The sequence below is a fragment of the Pseudomonas sp. ANT_J12 genome (assembly GCF_008370045.1).
In the GTDB taxonomy this organism is placed as follows: Bacteria; Pseudomonadota; Gammaproteobacteria; order Pseudomonadales; family Pseudomonadaceae; genus Aquipseudomonas.
The window spans coordinates 1-16064 of sequence record NZ_VOBN01000018.1 but is presented as its reverse complement, the minus strand read 5'-3'; the positions used below and the strand labels follow the sequence as shown (position 1 = coordinate 16064).

At 55.8% G+C, this 16064-nt stretch carries 14 protein-coding genes and 1 tRNA gene; 11 read left to right on the top strand and 4 right to left on the bottom strand.

The features are described from left to right. Nucleotides 1-23: 23 nt before the first annotated feature. Complete coding sequence (locus FQ192_RS26625) at nucleotides 24-1103, top strand: tartrate dehydrogenase (RefSeq protein ID WP_149661188.1); 1080 nt, start codon at nucleotides 24-26, stop codon at nucleotides 1101-1103. Between the two features lie 42 nt (nucleotides 1104-1145). Here the strand turns inward: FQ192_RS26625 and FQ192_RS26620 are convergent, their stop codons facing one another. Next, a complete protein-coding gene (locus FQ192_RS26620; RefSeq protein WP_149661187.1) occupies nucleotides 1146-2072 on the bottom strand; it encodes a glyoxylate/hydroxypyruvate reductase A in 927 nt (308 codons plus the stop codon). A 272-nt stretch (nucleotides 2073-2344) separates the two neighbouring features. On the opposite strand from FQ192_RS26620, the gene gabT reads away from it, so the two are divergent. From gabT to FQ192_RS26585, 7 genes are all read left to right on the top strand, one after another. Beyond that, nucleotides 2345-3637, top strand: a complete 1293-nt coding sequence (gene gabT, locus FQ192_RS26615; protein WP_149661186.1) for a 4-aminobutyrate--2-oxoglutarate transaminase — start codon at nucleotides 2345-2347, stop codon at nucleotides 3635-3637. A gap of 95 nt (nucleotides 3638-3732) precedes the next feature. Further along, nucleotides 3733-4389 carry a 2-haloalkanoic acid dehalogenase gene (locus FQ192_RS26610; RefSeq protein ID WP_149661185.1) on the top strand — a complete coding sequence of 219 codons (657 nt, stop codon included), beginning with the start codon at nucleotides 3733-3735 and terminating at the stop codon, nucleotides 4387-4389. Between the two features lie 45 nt (nucleotides 4390-4434). Next, nucleotides 4435-4923 (top strand): Lrp/AsnC family transcriptional regulator, encoded by a 489-nt coding sequence (locus FQ192_RS26605; protein ID WP_008055821.1) that lies wholly within the window; start codon nucleotides 4435-4437, stop codon nucleotides 4921-4923. 371 nt (nucleotides 4924-5294) lie between these two features. Beyond that, nucleotides 5295-6065, top strand: coding sequence for a DUF4198 domain-containing protein (locus FQ192_RS26600; protein WP_256672378.1), 771 nt, complete (start codon nucleotides 5295-5297; stop codon nucleotides 6063-6065). A 27-nt stretch (nucleotides 6066-6092) separates the two neighbouring features. Beyond that, complete coding sequence (locus tag FQ192_RS26595; protein WP_149661183.1) at nucleotides 6093-7298, top strand: DUF1624 domain-containing protein; 1206 nt, start codon at nucleotides 6093-6095, stop codon at nucleotides 7296-7298. Nucleotides 7299-7364: 66 nt separating this feature from the next. Then, nucleotides 7365-8708 (top strand): OprD family porin, encoded by a 1344-nt coding sequence (locus FQ192_RS26590; RefSeq protein ID WP_149661182.1) that lies wholly within the window; start codon nucleotides 7365-7367, stop codon nucleotides 8706-8708. A 228-nt stretch (nucleotides 8709-8936) separates the two neighbouring features. Further along, nucleotides 8937-9010 (top strand) — tRNA-Cys (locus FQ192_RS26585). Nucleotides 9011-9649: 639 nt separating this feature from the next. Here FQ192_RS26585 and FQ192_RS26580 read toward each other — a convergent pair. Beyond that, nucleotides 9650-9838, bottom strand: coding sequence for a helix-turn-helix domain-containing protein (locus FQ192_RS26580; protein ID WP_109522313.1), 189 nt, complete (start codon nucleotides 9836-9838; stop codon nucleotides 9650-9652). A gap of 284 nt (nucleotides 9839-10122) precedes the next feature. Further along, a complete protein-coding gene (locus tag FQ192_RS26575) occupies nucleotides 10123-11421 on the bottom strand; it encodes a DUF669 domain-containing protein (protein ID WP_109522312.1) in 1299 nt (432 codons plus the stop codon). A 520-nt stretch (nucleotides 11422-11941) separates the two neighbouring features. Between FQ192_RS26575 and FQ192_RS26570 the strand changes: the two genes are divergently transcribed. Next, nucleotides 11942-14254: a DEAD/DEAH box helicase gene (locus FQ192_RS26570; protein WP_109522326.1), complete on the top strand. Its 2313-nt coding sequence runs from the start codon at nucleotides 11942-11944 to the stop codon at nucleotides 14252-14254. A 324-nt stretch (nucleotides 14255-14578) separates the two neighbouring features. Next, on the top strand, nucleotides 14579-14803 hold the full coding sequence (locus FQ192_RS26565) for a hypothetical protein (protein ID WP_146199015.1): 225 nt from the start codon (nucleotides 14579-14581) through the stop codon (nucleotides 14801-14803). A 196-nt stretch (nucleotides 14804-14999) separates the two neighbouring features. Here FQ192_RS26565 and FQ192_RS26560 read toward each other — a convergent pair whose 3' ends face one another. Beyond that, complete coding sequence (locus FQ192_RS26560; RefSeq protein ID WP_178129249.1) at nucleotides 15000-15386, bottom strand: outer membrane protein assembly factor BamE; 387 nt, start codon at nucleotides 15384-15386, stop codon at nucleotides 15000-15002. Nucleotides 15387-15538: 152 nt separating this feature from the next. Between FQ192_RS26560 and FQ192_RS26555 the strand changes: the two genes are divergently transcribed. Beyond that, nucleotides 15539-15904 carry a histone-like nucleoid-structuring protein, MvaT/MvaU family gene (locus tag FQ192_RS26555; RefSeq protein WP_020294765.1) on the top strand — a complete coding sequence of 122 codons (366 nt, stop codon included), beginning with the start codon at nucleotides 15539-15541 and terminating at the stop codon, nucleotides 15902-15904. Nucleotides 15905-16064: the final 160 nt, after the last annotated feature.

Below are 16064 nucleotides of genomic sequence, written 5' to 3'. Positions count from 1 at the left end.
CAGACACTGGGGAGGCACGATTGATGAGCAAGACATTCAGAATCGCCGCGATTGCCGGCGATGGTATTGGCAAGGAAGTGCTGCCGGAAGGCCTGCGGGTGCTGGAGCAGGCGGCGAAGAAATGGCAGCTCGATGTGCACATCGAAGTGCTCGACTGGGCGCACTGCGATTACTACCTGGAACACGGGCAGATGATGCCCGACGACTGGTTCGAACAGCTCAAGGGTTTTGATGCGATCTACTTCGGCGCCGTGGGCTGGCCGGACAAGGTGCCGGACCACATTTCCCTGTGGGGCTCGCTGCTGAAATTCCGCCGCGACTTCGATCAATACGTAAACATCCGCCCGGTGCGGCTGTTTCCGGGTGTGCCGTGCCCGTTGGCCGGACGCAAGCCGGGAGACATCGATTTCGTGGTGATTCGCGAGAACACCGAGGGCGAGTATTCATCGGTCGGCGGCAAAATGTTCGAAGGCACCGAACATGAGTTCGTGCTGCAAGAGTCGGTGTTCACCCGCCGTGGCGTCGACCGGATTCTTAAATTCGCCTTCGAACTGGCCCAGACCCGGCCGCGCAAACGGCTCACGGCAGCGACCAAATCCAACGGAATTTCCATCAGCATGCCGTACTGGGACGAGCGCACGGCGTTGATGGCGGCGAACTACCCGCAGATCACCTGGGACAAGCAGCACATCGACATTCTGTGCGCGCGGTTTGTGCTGCAACCGGATCGGTTTGATGTGGTGGTGGCGTCGAATCTGTTTGGCGACATTCTTTCCGACCTGGGGCCGGCGTGTGCCGGGACTATCGGGATTGCGCCTTCGGCCAACCTTGATCCGGAGCGGCGCTTTCCGTCGCTGTTTGAGCCGGTGCATGGCTCGGCGCCGGATATCTATGGGCAGAACATCGCCAACCCGATTGCGATGATCTGGTCCGGGGCGTTGATGCTCGACTTCCTCGGCAATGGCGACGAGCGCTATCGCGCGGCCCACGATGGAATTCTGCAAGCCATCGAACGTGTGATTGCCGATGGGCCGATCACACCGGATCTGGGCGGGAAGGGCTCGACCCAAGACGTCGGCAAAGCCATCGCCGAGCGCCTTTGAATGATCGTTCCCACGCGGAGCGTGGGAACGATCTATCTACCTCTAATAACCCTGGGTGCGGTCGATCTGGCCCACCATCGGCGCCCCCCGCTCAAACCGCCGAATATTCTCCAGCAACACCCCAAACGCACTCTCCGGCTGGGTCATCGCGGCAATATGCGGCGTCAGCAAAATCTGCGGATGCACCCAGAACGGATGATCCGCCGGCGCCGGTTCTTCCTGCAGCACATCCAGCACCGCGCCACTGAGTTGCCCACTGTCCAACGCTTGCAGCAGATCACCTTCCACCAGATGCCCGCCACGACCCATGTTGATCAGCGCCGCTCCATGAGGCAGTTGGCGGAATAATTCACGATCTAGAATCCCCTCGGTCTGTTCAGTCAGCGGCAACACGCACAACAAAATATCGCACTGACTGAGAAACGCCGGCAGTTGCTCGCGGCCGGCAAAGCAATCCACGCCCGCCACCTGATGCGCACTGCGCGCCCAACCCTTCAGCGCAAACCCCAACGGCTGCAATGTCGCCAGAATCTGCTGCGCTTGCGCACCCAGTCCCATCACACCCACCCGACGTTTGCTCGCCGGTTGCAGCAGATGCGCCTGCCAACACCGCGCCATCTGCTGCTGCCGATAACGCAGCATGTCGCGATGCAGGCTCAGCACGGCAAAACTGGCGTACTCACACATGCCACGGGTGATGCCCGGATCGAGCAAACGCACCACCGGCAAACTTTCAGGCAAACGACTGAGATCCAGTTGATCGACCCCGGCAGACAGCGCAAACAGCACCTTCAGATTCGGGAGCAAAGCCTCCAAATCATCCGGCGCCTGCCATGCAGCCAGGTATTCAATCTCGGACGGATCGCCTATGTCCGGCCAGGCGCGCCATTCGATATCCGGGGCGTGTTCGGCGAACAGCGCTTGCCACTGTTCGCCGCGCACAGGGTCAGCTTTATAAAGCAGGGCCATGGGCAATTCCTGAATGGGTAAAGGTACTTTCATCATCGCCCAACGCCAGCGCAGGATCTGTCGAAAGGGCCGGGTTAAACGGCTTGCGTCATGTTGTATCGGTGAAGCGGCGGCAGATTCGGCGGGCTGAAGGAATCTGCCGTTTGGCAGGGTGAAAACAGTCGATCCGAATTTCTCAGGGGCCAAGTTCGGCGTAGTTCGTTTCGCCCAAGCCTTAATCTGGACAGCATCGCAACCACCTCCCGGTTGCCGGACTCACGATGGGAAATGCCATGAATAGCAAAGTCGACGACACCCCTCATTTGCTCCGTCAGCGCGATCAATTCGTGCCGCGTGGCCTGGTTACCGCTCACCCGTTGGTGATCGATCGCGCCCAAGGTGCCGAGTTGTGGGACGTGGACGGCAAGCGTTACCTGGATTTTGTCGGCGGCATCGGTGTGTTGAACATCGGTCACAACCATCCCAAAGTGGTTGCGGCGGTGCAGGCGCAATTGCAGAAGGTTTCCCACGCCTGTTTCCAGGTGGTGGCCTACCAACCTTATCTGGATCTGGCCCAGCGCCTGTGCGAAATGATCGGCGGTAAAGAAGCTTATAAAGCGGCGTTTTTCACCTCCGGCGCCGAGGCCGTGGAGAACGCGGTGAAGATCGCCCGGGCGCACACCAATCGTTCGGCAGTGATTGCCTTTCGCGGTGGCTTCCACGGTCGTACCTTGCTTGGCACCACGCTGACCGGCATGAGCCAACCGTACAAGCAGAACTTCGGGCCGTTCGCGCCGGAGGTGTTTCACACGCCGTATCCGAATGCTTATCGCGGGGTTACCAGCGACATGGCGCTCAAGGCGCTGGACGAATTGCTCGCAACCCAAGTTGCGCCAGAGCGGGTCGCCGCGATCATTATCGAACCCGTGCAAGGCGACGGCGGTTTCCTTTCGGCACCTGTCGAGTTCCTCAAGGGCCTGCGCGTACTGACTGAGAAGCACGGCATTGTGCTGATTCTGGATGAAATCCAGACCGGCTTCGGCCGCACCGGCAAGTGGTTCGGTTTCCAGCACGCCGGCATCCAGCCTGACCTGGTGACGGTCGCCAAGAGCCTGGCCGGTGGCCTGCCGCTGTCGGGTGTGGTCGGCAAGGCCGGGATCATGGATGCACCGTTGCCCGGTGGCCTCGGCGGCACCTATGGCGGCAATGCGTTGTCTTGCGCGGCAGCACTGGCGGTCATCGATGCCTTCGAGGAAGAACAGCTGCTGGCGCGGGGCGAAGCCTTGGGCGAGCGTCTGCGCCAGGGACTGCTGCGCTTGCAAGCCCGTCACCCACAAATCGGCGACGTGCGCGGCACCGGGTTCATGCTCGCCATCGAGCTGATCAAGCACGACGAAGCCCGCACCCCGGACGCAGACCTGAATCAGCGGCTGATCGACGAGGCGCGCAAGGGCGGTTTGCTGGTGATCAAGTGCGGTGTGTACCGCAACGTGTTGCGCTTCCTCGCACCGCTCGTGGCCACCGAAGCACAGGTCGACGAAGCGCTGCAGATTCTCGAAGCCGCTTTGGCACGCGTCTTGAACTGAGCTCCAGTCAGCTCGTGGCGATGCTGCAAGGCATCGTCCGTGAGCGTTTATGGAGCATGGATGGATGAAATGCATCATCGGAGGCTTTGCACACCATGGGGCTGACTGATTATCGAGCGCTGCTCATCGATTGCGATGAAGTCCTGGTCGACCGCGACTCGGGGGTCTGGGCGGCGTTGCAACCGCTGCTCGACAGCCGGGGCGGGCACCCGGATAAGGAACAGGTGCTGGGCGAATACAGCGAGGTGGTGCGCGCACTGTATCCGCGCTTCGGTGAGCTAGGCTTCAGTGGACTGCTGTGTTTCGCCCATCGCCAGTTGGCCGAGCGCTGGGGCTTGAAAGCCAGTTGGGAGGAGGGCATGAGCTTCGCCCGTTCGGTGGCGAGCTGGTCGCTGTTCGAGGACGCGCCGGGGGCGATGTTGTACCTGCGCAAGTTCTATCGCCTGCTGGTGCAGGGGGATCGGGATGCCGAGGATCGCGGGTTACTCTGCGAGCGGTTGGGGATCATGGCCGACGATTTCGTCTCGCTGGCCAGCGACCCGTTGCAGGACCCGGATTGGCTGCTGGCGAACGCGCTTAAACCCGGCGAAATCCTGCAAGTGACCCGACCTTCAGCCAGTACTCAGACGAGCAGCGATGTGTGCTTGATCTGCCGTGGCCGGGCCAAACACCCGACACCGTGCGCAGCGGATTACTGCATCAACAGCATGGCGGATCTGGTGGCTCAGCATCAGCTGTCTTTACGGCGCTGATTTTGCTAGAAGATTGTCTTACAAACGGCAGTCACGAGGTACGCAATGGAAGGTTTAGTCAAACTGGACCGGATCGACATCAGCATTTTGGTCGAGCTGCAAAAGGACGGGCGCATGACCAACGTCAGCCTCGCCGATGCTGTGGGGTTGTCGGCCAGCCCTTGCCTGCAACGGGTCAAGCGGCTGGAATCGGCCGGGTATATTTCCAGCTACAAGGCGCACCTGAACCTGGCGAAAATCACCGATTCGGTGACCGTCTTCACCGAAATCACCCTGAGCGACCACAAGCGCGAAGACTTCGCCAAGTTCGAGTCCAACATTCGCCTGGTGGATGAAGTGCTCGAATGCCACTTGATCAGCGGTGGCTACGACTACCTGGTGCGCTTCATGACCCGCAGCATCCAGCACTATCAGGAAGTGATCGAAAGTCTGCTGGACAAGAACATCGGCATCTCCAAGTACTTCAGCTATATCGTGATCAAATCTCCCGTGCTCAAGGACGGCGTGCCGCTGCGCAAGCTGTTGCGGCACTGAAACCTCCCCCAATACAAACCTGTGGCGAGGGGGCTTGCCCCCGTTCGGCTGCGCAGCCGTCGCCGTTTGGAGTCGCTTCGCAACTCAACGGGGGCAAGCCCCCTCGCCACAGGGTATTGATGCACCGCGTTTGGACATTCCCCCGCTGGATCTCCGCAACCCGCCTCATCCTGGCGCAAGCCGCATAAACCGCTGTTTCCCCCCACAAAAACAGTCACCGATGGCCCTGCATGCGCTGATTTCAGAGAAAAGCGCAAAAGTCTCTGCGCTGTAATGCGTACAGAGAGAGGGGCGCGGTTTGTGAAGTCGCTGGTTTCCAGGCAGCTTTTGCGAATCGCTGAAAAACACCAATCGGAGCCAAAAAAATGCGAATGAGCAACGCAAAAGCACTGTTGGGTTACGGCGCCTTCCTGCTGGCTGGCAGCAGCGAGGCGCATCAGATCTGGTACGAACAGCCACCGGGGCAACCCTTGGCGTTGTACTACGGGGAATATGACAAGAACATACTGGAAGTCACGCCGGGCGGGATGGATCGGTTCCAGCAACTCAAGGCTTGGTCGATTGGCAACAATTCGAAACCATTGAATCTGACCTTGCAGCGCCAGGCTTTTTCGGTAGCCCATCATGCGGCGGGCGATGACTCGCTTCTCGCCCAAGATCCGCATTATCCGATCTTCGACCTGCATGAAGCCGACAAGTCCCTGAAAACGTATTGGACGCCAGCGACCCGTTGGGTCGGCGATTTGCGTGCCCGAACCCCGGAACTGACCCTGGACATCGTGCCGACCGGCCTCGTCGATGGCAACAAGGCGCAATTCCAAGTGTACTATTCGCAAAAACCGCTGGCGGGTCAGGACGTTATGCTGGAAACCGGTTCCGGTGAAGTCTTCACCCAGCGCACCGATGCGGCGGGCAAAGTCAGCTTCGAGTTGCCCTGGCAGGGCACGTATGTGGTGGCCGTCGAATACAAGGACCGCACCCCGGGTGAACGGGTCAGTCCGCAAGGCAAGACTGAGCCATACGACCTGAAGAGCTTCAGCTCGACGCTGTCGTTCTATCGGGCCCAGGGCAAGCCGCCATTGCCGCGGGCACCGTCGCAGCTGCCGGCCTCCGAAGTCGCCCGGTTGAAGAAACAGGCCTGATCCACCGCCCCCACAGGAGTCACCACTATGTCCCAATCTTCAGGATTGGCCGGGCAGGCGGGAAGTGTTTCCGCTGCGCTGGCCACCCCCGCTGTAAAAGCCAACACCCGGATGCTGGCGATCGATGCCCTGCGTGGTTTCGTCATGCTGCTGATGCTGATCGACCACGTGCGCGAAACCTTTCTGCTGCACCGTCAGGTCACCGACCCTATCGACGCCTTGAGCGTCACGCCGGACCTGTACTTCACCCGCATGCTCAGCGAAATCTGTGCCCCGGTGTTCATCTTCCTCACCGGCCTGTCGGCCTGGCTCTACAGCCAGAAACACACCGCCAGCGAAACCTCGGTGTTCCTGCTCAAACGTGGATTCTTCCTGGTGTTTCTGGAGATCACCTTCGTCTGTTTTGCCTGGAACGCCGAGTTCCCGCCCAAGACCCTGTGGCTGCAAGTGATCTGGTGCATCGGCATCTGCATGATCGTGCTCGCCGGGTTGCTGCACTTCAAACGCAGCTGGCTGATTGTGCTGGGGCTGGTCATCGTCGCCGGGCACAACCTGTTCGATAACGTCGTCGTCGGGCCGGAATCACCGTTCTATGTGCCATGGTCAATCCTGCATCAGAAGGTGTTTATCGACATCACCGAGTTCACCCGGGCGCGCACGACCTATCCGGTACTGCCGTGGATTGGTGTGATTCTGCTGGGCTGGGGGATCGGGCCGTGGTTCGGCAAGGACATGGAACCGGCCGAGCGGATTTCCCGCTTGGTCAAACTCGGCGCCGGTCTGCTGGTGGCGTTCGTGTTCATCCGTTACTTGAACGTCTACGGCGAGAAGCCGTGGGTGCAGACCGGTGATTCGTTGCGCACCTTCATGAGCTTCATGAGCGCGAAAAAGTATCCGCCGTCGCTGATGTTCCTGATGCCGACCCTTGGTCTCGGGCTGCTGTTGCTGGCGTTGTTCGAGAAGCTGCAGGATCGTTGGTCCACCGCGACACTGGCGATCTACGGTGGGGCGCCGATGTTTTTCTATTTGCTGCACCTATACGTGCTCAAAGCCATGTACCTGGTGGCTGTCGCGATTTGGGGTGCCAATCAGGGCGCGTATTACGGTTTCGACAACCTTCCCACGGTGTGGCTGTGGAGCGTGATCCTCGGCGTGTTGCTGTTCTTCCCGACGCGCTGGTTCGCCAGCCTCAAACAGCGCCGTCGCGACATCGCGATCCTCAAATACCTCTGAGTTGCCCAATGGTGTCCCCCGTTTGGCGGGACACCTTGCAGACCCCGAATGCTGTGGAGTTGCCCTGTGAAAACCCTATCGACACACACCCTGCTATTGGCATTGGGTGGGCAGTCCTTGCTCGCCCTGGCTTCGGAACAAGACAACGCCAAAGGCTTTGTCGAAGACAGCCAGTGGAGCCTGCTCAACCGTAGCGTCTACGACCGCCGCGACTATGAACACGGCGCGCTGAGCAACGGCGCACGCAATGCCTACAAACCCCGCGCCCAACGTAGCGACCTCGCCGAGGAATGGGCCTACGGCCTGATGGCCGATTTCACCTCCGGCTACACTCGTGGCACCGTGGGTTTTGGCCTCGACGCCCATGTGTATTCCGGCTGGAAACTGGACAGCGGAGGCGGGCGGGCCGGCAAGGCGCGGTTGCTCGGCGTGGACAACGACGGTCACCCCAAGGATGAATTCAGTCGCGGTGGTGCCGTGGCCAAACTGCGTTTTTCTTCCACCGAACTGCGTTACGGCGAGCAACGGGTGAAAACCCCGGTGTTCGGCTCATCCGACAGCCGCCTGCTGCCGGAAACCGCCACCGGTTGGCTGCTGACCAGCCGCGAACTGCCCGCCACCACCCTGTACGGCGGACATTTCAACGAAAGCACCGACCGCAACGCTACCAGTCATGACCAAGGATTCGTGGTCAATTATTCCAACGGCAAGCAGGGAGACAGCTTCGATCTGGTGGGGGTGCGCAACACCGCTGTCAAAGGGCTCAATGCCAGCCTGTTCAGCGCGGTCTATGCCGACACTTGGCGTCAGCATTACCTGGGTGCGGTCTACACCCAGCCGATAGCGGACGGCCAGGACCTGACCTTCGACCTCAATCTGTATCGCACCCAGGACACTGGCAAAGCCTTGTCCGGCCGGATCGACAACACCACCTGGAGTTTTCTGACGACCTACAAGGCCGGTTCCCACAGCTTCGGCCTGGGCTATCAGAAAGTCGACGGCGACACGCCCTACGACTACGTCACTCGCGGCGCGATCTACTTGAGTAACGCCGTGGCTCTGTCCGACTTCAACGCGCCGCAAGAGGCGTCCTGGCAGGCGCGCTACGACCTGAACCTGGCTGGCTACGGCATCCCCGGTCTAACCTTCGGCGCTCTGTATGTTCGCGGCAGCGGCATCGACGGCAGCCACATGGACCCGAACGGCGGTTACAAATGGCTGGGTTACGGGCAGGGCGGCAAACACTGGGAGCGCGATCTACAGGCCAAATACGTGGTGCAATCCGGCGCGGCGAAAAACCTCGCGTTCACCTTGCGCCATGCCGTGCACCGGGGGAACGCGGCCCAGGCGGAACTGGATGCCAACCAGATTCGCCTGGCGGTGGAATATCCATTGGGTGGGAAATTCTGAATCGCGAACGTGACGTAGCGTGAAACCGGGCGCGATCAACCGGGCAGAATTTTTTTTGAAATCAAGGGGTTGCCAGCCTCGGGAAATCAGTACATAATTCACGCCATCGAAAGCACTGACGGCTGAAAAAGCTCAATGTTTTCAATGAGTTAGAGAATGATTCAATTAACTCTCGAAGCTCAGCGTTTGTATGCGTTTGGTGTCGTGCTACTGACATCAGATGTTTGAGGCCGAGTAGCAAAATGGTTATGCAGTGGATTGCAAATCCACCTACGCCGGTTCGATTCCGACCTCGGCCTCCACTTTAAACGAGCTCCGTAGATCCTTGATCTACGGAGCTTTTTTATTTTCGCAGCCCTGCAAGATTTAGTCTTGAAAAGGCCATATGCGAACTTGCTTCACGGGGGAGGGATGTATATATTTCCACCTCTGCTGCATAAGCGTCAGAACGGCCAGGTTGTTACATGGCAGTATTCAGACCGCTTCACCGCGCTACCGCCCGAATGGCGAAACTGGTAGACGCATGGGACTTAAAAGCATCTGACTGTCAACACCCCGTCAGATCCTCCGCTTTTCTTCGATACACTCTCTACACCCCGCAAACACTAGGCCTCAGCCACTCCTCCGTCAGTATTCTGCTCTCCATATCCAGGCTGATATTTTAGCCTTGGTAGCTTTTTGGGAGCCGGGGCTCAAAAACGGGACATCTCTCGGCAGCTTTTGACTACGCAGCTAAGCTCTCGCCGAATTATTTTCACTTTCCCCAAAATTATTTTTATTGCCGGTTTGCAGCTCCCAAGCAACACCTTTTAGCTTTCTGCAGACGATAAAAAACCCGGTCGCTGGGCCAGGTTTTTGGGAGTGCCTCGGGCGTCATGCCAGGGCCTCAGGCGAGCGTCGTGCTCTAGGTGTATCGGGTCAATATTTGGGAGCTGGTGTCGTCACGCAGGGCAATACATCGTCTCAGAAAAACGCACTACGTCCGCACGTTTGTAAAACACTCTTCGACTGATGTGCTTATGCGCTGGAATCTTATCAATATGCTTCCCTGCATATCGCCAGAATCGCAGGGTTTCCGCAGAAACACCAAGGATCGTAGCAGCTTCTTCAGCGCGGATGTAATCACTCATACAGCTTTCCTTTTAGCGAAATTGGTCATGCAGATCAGGGGGGCTGGCCGATCTGTCAATTTACGTTAAATGTTTGGAAGGGGGTCGTCAAGGTGCGAGGATCATGAACTTATGGGTATGTCAAGAGCATACTCTTAGATGGGCATGAAAAAGCCCGGACGGGGTAGCGAGAGAGACCGTCCAGGCTTGGTGCTAAGGGAAAAAGGAGGTAAACCCTGAACACAACTAATTATAACATAGTAATTATATAAGTGTTCGTGGTTGGCTGCTTTTTGTTATCAAATTTACATTGTATTGAGATGCAGGTCGCCTATTTCGTTTTGGGCTTTGAAGCCGTTGGTGCCAGGTTTATGTTTGATGCGTGCCATTACTGTTTTGCCACTTGCCTTCATAACATCCTGGAGTGCTTTCATTTCAATGTTTGTGGCTTTCGAGATCTTCGAGATAACAGAGTTGCTGATCGTGATGGCCATCTCGCTATTACCATTTCCATAAACTCTATGCCAGAAGTGACGACCTGCGTGTTCGCCCGACATTACTTGCAGTTCCATCAGGATCGTTTCACCTCCACTCTTCGTTGGCTTAGTGTTGAATGACCTGAACTGGATCATTGCGTCATGGGTTGGCATAGCCTCTGCGGACTCTGCTTTTTTATTGACGATCTTAATGTCGCCTTGTTTCCTAAACTTTCTTTTAAGCGAGTTGATGTGAGACTTAGCGAAGATTTGGCACGAGCGCCATGCTGCCGCTTCTTGTGACTCACCAAGGCGTGGACGGTTTCTTGGGTATTGCATGTCGCGGAAGTATTCATTACCGGCATGGTCGATGTTATCTACTTCAAAAATCCGCTTTGCGATCTCATCCTGGCTTGAGGATGTGATCATTCCTCCGATGATTCGATTCAGTTCATATGACCTCCCACGAGCACCTGTTTGACCTGTTACCTTACGAGGCGCGCCTGGTTTGTATTCGACTTCTAAGCCATACATAGACTGGTGAAGCTTAAAGTCGTCGACGTCAGCTGGATTGCCAGGATTGTAAAAGCTGATTGCGTGGTCTTTACGCTCTGGATGTGCTGTATAGACGTAATAGCACTGAGACAGCGTTCTCCAGCAAGGATCAATTGCCCGAAGTAGGCGCCCATCAATGAAGTCGTCCAGGGCCTCAAGCATTGCCGCACAGATAGCGTTGTGCTCTTCGGGGAAAACTGGCCTCGAAGGTGCGATCACAATCCGAAAGCGCGGCGCGGCAAGCGTATGGCTATGGCTGGTGTACACGAAGTGCTCAAGGTTCAGATCGAGTAGGGCATCTTCCACTTCCTCCAGAGCAACCATGTCGTCGTCATAACCCATACCGAGCTTCTGGTCGATATCGAAAATGATGACTGACGAGGAGATCACGTTGGAGTCGTTGCGCGTGGGCAATCTAAACGTGGCCGGCACGAACGTCTTGGCATTCGTTTTCTCGACCAAAACTGTTGGGAGTTCAAAATGTGCCTTGAACAGGGATTTCAGGGAGTCCGTTGTTTGAGTGGTTACATAGCCTGTCGCGGCTGATTTTTGTGTCGAATACTTGATTGTCATATTGGTTGCCTTCTTTACTTTTAGGGCTCTCACCGCCACGATGTATCCAGTATTAAAAATGAGCAAACCTTCGCGCAACACTTTTCTAAAGTATTTGGGCTTCGCTAATTAGTAGAGAGCAATCGAGAGCTGAGCAGCGTGATGTATATAGGTCGAAGCGATGAGTTTCGTGCTTCTGGGCTTTCAAGTGGCAAGTTGAGCTGAGGCGTATTTACAAGAAGTCTTCCTAAGCCAAAGATGTGGCCCGTCACCCCCGGCCTGGAGCTACCCCCACTACCAGACTCTCTATTAAGAAGAAAAAAAATGAGCTACCCCCACTACTACCAGGGCAGTGCTTGGGCCGCTAAAACATTTGGTTCAGAAGGACGTTTTCTTAGGTCGTTTGATTGAGGCTATGTATAGGTAACTTATTTAATTTGCCTATTTATTTGGTTTGGCATTGATTCAGTAGTTGCTCATTTTTAATACTGGATACATCGGGGCGGTGAGAGCTCTGAAAACATCAAAGAAGGTAATTGATATGAATGCAGTTAAATCAACAGGCGCCAAGGTAGAAGCCGAGCGCAAAGTAATTATTATCGACAACAACGAACAATCCCTGGACAAGGCGCTTGAGCTTAAAGAGTACGCCAACGTTACTCGCTTAGTATCAGTCGACGGCAATGTCCTCCGCGCCGTGTCTGTCGCTTACAAGACCGCATCCGGACTCCATAGCGAAGCCCAGGGCCAGATCACTAAATGCATCTACAGCATGTCGAAGCTGTCCATCGCTCTGCTCATCGTTACAAACGACGGAAGCGACAAGGCCTTCGACAGCGCTGCCTTCGAGATCGCCCGTGATGCTTTCGTAAGCGGCAAGCTCGAAGAGAGGGCAAACGTCCTGGCCATGGCCACTGGCCGCGCACCGGAAGCTTGCTACAACCTGATCAATCGCAAGCTAGCTCTGATGAATGAGCAGATGAACGCGAAGACAAACCTTCTCACAGCTCCTGGCGAGTCGGCAGAGAGCCCCGAAGCGATCACAGCGATCATCCTGCAAGAAGGCGGCAAGTTCGCTGTGAGCCTACCTACAGGCGACGGCAAAACGTCCAAGATCAACAACCCAGTCATCCAGCACTATCTCGATGCGGGCAAAAAAGTCTTGGTGATCTCTCACCGCCGTTCGATCAACAAAAACGCGGCAAACATGGAAGGCATCGTTAGCTACGACGAGTGTGATCAACCCGACGACCTGGAAAATGCCAAGGGCTTGAAGATCGTCGTCAACTCGCTCTCGAACCTCAGGTACAGGCGCTTCATTAGAGCCGTAGATCTCGTTGTGATCGACGAAGCCTCGCAGGTCATCAGTCACGTCCTCGGTGGCGAAGTTAAAAACCGCCAGGCCGTATGGGACACCCTGAATTTTGTCGTCAAAAACACCGTTAACGTGATTTTTAGCGATGCGGACATCGACAGCCGCTGCGTGACGATGCTGGGTGAATGCAGGCTTTTCAGGAAGGCCGCTGACCACTCGAAAATTACAGTCCGTACCGGTGACATCAATCATGTCCGCGCCCTTGCCGTAGAGGCCGCGACTGGCAGAAAAGCTGATCCGGCGAATGAGATTACTGAGCTTGCGGCTACTACCGTGTTGATCGCTTGTGACGTAGTCAAAGAAGCCATGGCACTGGCTAAGGCAATCGAAAAAAATTGCGGCCCCAAGGCACTGGTGATCACTGCTGACAATGCGCGCTGGCCGGAGCAGGCGGCGTTCATTGCGAATCCCAACTCAGATTTGCATAGAGTCGTTATCTACAGCCCGGTCATCACATCTGCGCTGTCGATTACGTCAGGCCACTTCAAGTCGCACTTCGGTATTTTTCAAGGCCAGATCGTGCCGGGTGACGCCATTCAGATGCTACGCAGGGACAGGACTGCCGAAACATTCGTGGTCGGGATCAAGCAGCCGCAGTACAACAAACTGGAAGCTGTCGAACTGGCTTTCAAAAACGATGAAGCGAGGCTGGAGGAGCTCCTGGCTGGATTAACCATTGATGACGCAGCAAAGGACAAGATCCGATCCGTAGCCTTTGCAAACGTAAAGCTCAGCGAGTTTCAGTGCTTGGAGTACACGCATCGTTCTCAAGAAGCCTGGATGCGCGACAACATTAGAAACACGCTCCCAGCCAGTCTGATCGCCCGTGGCTTCAACCTCGAAGTTCTTGAGCACAACGAAGTACAGGCCGAGGCTGGCTCACGAGCTGATGGCCAGGCCAGGAAAGCAGTTAAAAACGAGATCGCAACCAAGCTCATCAATAGCGCCAAAGGCAATGAGGCGTTGATCCGAGGCGTTGTGGAGTCCGGTTCTGCAAACGAGGAAGAACACCTGCAAGCAGTCGGTGGGCAGGCTGTTGCTGTGATGAAGGTTAGCGACTTCAACAAAGCGGATGCCAGGCTCTGGGGGGGCGGTGAGGGTGAAGCAAAAATTGTGAAGTATCGGAAGCTCCATCATCACTTCCACTGCGACGAGTACGTCGAGTCGAGTGCTCCGAAAGTCCTGTCCTTGCTCAAGCCTGCGGTACAAATCATGAGCGAAACGAATGACTGGGCTGGAGATGACAGCGTGGCGCTCTTCGAGAAGCTCAACGCAATTCGCTCCGACGTCATCAGCTCCGGTATCAGAATTGGATCAGCTAAGAGTGATCAGGCCAAGAAAGCTGATATCACAAAGATATTTGCGCAGTTCGGACTTAACGTAAAACGGCGCGAACGCACCAAAGATGTTGACGGAAAAAAGAACTTCTTCTACGTGATTACCACGGATTCACTCGCTCAGATGAATCGTTACATCTGAATTCAAGCGCTATGGAAGGCGCACTAATATACCCAACTTAAATATTTTAACTACTTCGATAATTGCTGTTGAATGGCCAAAAGGTTAAATGCCTGCCGAGAGAACCTTGAGAATCTCCAGACTCTTACCGCCGTCGACTACTTCGATCTTTTCTCACCACTATTTAGATAGGACTGCCAAGAACTTGGCATCGAAGCCGTTCACTAAGCCTATCGTGGTCAAAAGCGAAATGCACCAGGATTTAGCTGACGAGTACGTCAAAGCCGTCGACGGCAAAGGTACGAGTCTTACCGGCCTATGCTCCACCACGTTCGAAGATGCCCTGTGGAACGACTCTCCTTCATCGCAATGGATGCAGCTGTTGATGGTGGCCGGTCATATGCTTATCACCTGAGCGGCGACAACATCTTGGGCTATAGGCTCGACGAAGATGACCGTCTGATCGAGATCCGTATCCAAGAGAAAGGAGTTGTTGCTCACGGCCAATGGGGTGAGAAGGAAGTGTCTCGTGTCCGCGTGTTCCTGCGCTACGGTGACGTAGTGACGTAGTGACGTAGTGACGTAGTGACGTGGTCTCTGGGCGACCTGTCGCAAGAGGACTTATTGCATGAAGTGAAGCGTCGGGGCATCCTGCGTAATGATTTCAGTCTTGCGGATAACACGGATCGGTTGTCGACGGAGTTGGTTTTAGTAGGAAGTAATTCTTAGCCAAACAAAAGAGGGCCTTGCGTAGGCCCTCTCGATCTTACATGCCGGCAGCGTTGATCAGTGGATTGCCGCTTTGGCCAGGGGTGCCGCCAGTTTTGTAGGCATTTACCACAACACCTTTTTTGTCGAATTCAACTACAGTGTTCTCAAACTTATTCGGCTGGAATGGCAGTGCGGGGATCAGGGTGTAGGTGTAAGTCCATACTTCCTTACCCATGATTTCTGCTTTCTGCGGCGGATTGCCAATTGCAGCGATCACGTCAGCCTGACGTGTTTTGCCTTTCTGGAATGAGTCAACCTGCTGCTGTGTCACATAAGTCCCAGTGCTGTAGTCCAGGCCAGATGTGACCTTTTTGGCGGCTGCACAGCCACTGAGTAGTGTCACGGAGAGAGCTGCTGCTGCGAAAACGCTTACTTTGTTCAAAAAATTAATTCCCTTTGACGATCTAGTACGCATGATGGCTAAGTGATGCCTTCGGCGGCCTGATCGTAAAGACTTTTATAACCAAAGTCACCCAGGATGGGCATGCTAGAGCTGTTCACCTATACTGGCAAAAACCTGATTTGGAGAATCAAATGTCCCGTCTTGCCGAATACCGTCAACTCGAAAAACATCTTGCCGAGCAACTAGCCGCTTTGGAAGCGATGAAAGGCGATGAAGGCCTAAAACAGGAAGTCGCTTTTGAGACCAAACTGCGCGCCTTGCTTGCTGAATACGGCTACAGCCTTCGCAACGTAATCGCACTCCTGGATCCGCAGGCCTCTCGCCGCGCACCAGCTGCCGCTGAGTCCAAGGCAGGCACCCGCAAGCCGCGCCAAGTCAAGATCTACAAGAACCCACACACTGGCGAAGTCGTAGAAACCAAAGGCGGCAACCACAAAACATTGAAAGAGTGGAAAAGCGAGTTCGGTTCCGACACCGTTGAATCCTGGCTGTCCTGAGTCAGTTTGAGTTCAAATGAGGGCCCTGCGGGGCTAATGCCAGTCAGTTAAGCTGACTGGCATTTTTCTTTCTGATCGGATACTTCGGTGATTTAAGCCGGATGGCCCGAGGATAAATACGCTCCTCTCGCCGATGCGGCAGGACATAGTGCGGGGCTGA

Excerpts from the sequence above, each read along its gene's own strand:
- FQ192_RS26595 (WP_149661183.1), top strand. The coding sequence starts at position 6,093 with ATGTCCCAATCTTCAGGATTGGCCGGGCAGGCGGGAAGTGTTTCCGCT.
- FQ192_RS26605 (WP_008055821.1), top strand. The coding sequence starts at position 4,435 with ATGGAAGGTTTAGTCAAACTGGACCGGATCGACATCAGCATTTTGGTC.
- FQ192_RS26625 (WP_149661188.1), top strand. The coding sequence starts at position 24 with ATGAGCAAGACATTCAGAATCGCCGCGATTGCCGGCGATGGTATTGGC.
- FQ192_RS26620 (WP_149661187.1), bottom strand. The coding sequence starts at position 2,072 with ATGGCCCTGCTTTATAAAGCTGACCCTGTGCGCGGCGAACAGTGGCAA.
- FQ192_RS26570 (WP_109522326.1), top strand. The coding sequence starts at position 11,942 with ATGAATGCAGTTAAATCAACAGGCGCCAAGGTAGAAGCCGAGCGCAAA.
- FQ192_RS26555 (WP_020294765.1), top strand. The coding sequence starts at position 15,539 with ATGTCCCGTCTTGCCGAATACCGTCAACTCGAAAAACATCTTGCCGAG.
- gabT (WP_149661186.1), top strand. The coding sequence starts at position 2,345 with ATGAATAGCAAAGTCGACGACACCCCTCATTTGCTCCGTCAGCGCGAT.
- FQ192_RS26580 (WP_109522313.1), bottom strand. The coding sequence starts at position 9,838 with ATGAGTGATTACATCCGCGCTGAAGAAGCTGCTACGATCCTTGGTGTT.
- FQ192_RS26575 (WP_109522312.1), bottom strand. The coding sequence starts at position 11,421 with ATGACAATCAAGTATTCGACACAAAAATCAGCCGCGACAGGCTATGTA.
- FQ192_RS26600 (WP_256672378.1), top strand. The coding sequence starts at position 5,295 with ATGAGCAACGCAAAAGCACTGTTGGGTTACGGCGCCTTCCTGCTGGCT.
- FQ192_RS26610 (WP_149661185.1), top strand. The coding sequence starts at position 3,733 with ATGGGGCTGACTGATTATCGAGCGCTGCTCATCGATTGCGATGAAGTC.